This window comes from Telluria sp. AZSoR62, from assembly GCF_058111565.1.
Window position 1 is genome coordinate 1 of record NZ_JBYTST010000302.1, and the last position, 273, is coordinate 273.

Annotated in this window: 1 protein-coding gene; it reads left to right on the plus strand. The window is 58.6% G+C overall.

The genetic code is table 11. The annotated features are described in order from the left end of the window. Positions 1–7 precede the first annotated feature (7 nt). The gene (locus AC3XQU_RS23890; RefSeq protein ID WP_489876615.1) at positions 8–166 is read left to right on the plus strand and encodes a helix-turn-helix domain-containing protein; all 159 of its coding nucleotides are present in this window, start codon (positions 8–10) and stop codon (positions 164–166) included. Positions 167–273: the final 107 nt, after the last annotated feature.

Here is a 273-nt window from a genome sequence, read left to right on the forward strand (position 1 = left end):
GCATGAGTTGGGCATATCAGTTCGCACTCTTGCATCCTGGCGTAGCAGTGGACGCCACAATCTCCCCTACGTGAAAGTAGGCCGCCTGGTGCGCTATCGCGAGCGAGATTTAGGCACCTGGCTCGAGAGCCACCTAACAGGTATCTCCGGAGAGACCAATCGATGACGTCTCTCATTGCTGGCAGTTTCTGGAGCGCGGAATCTACCTGTCGCGGCGCCGCCTACAACTCCTCAAGGTTCCAGGCCAGGGCGGGATTAGGGATGCTTGAGGCG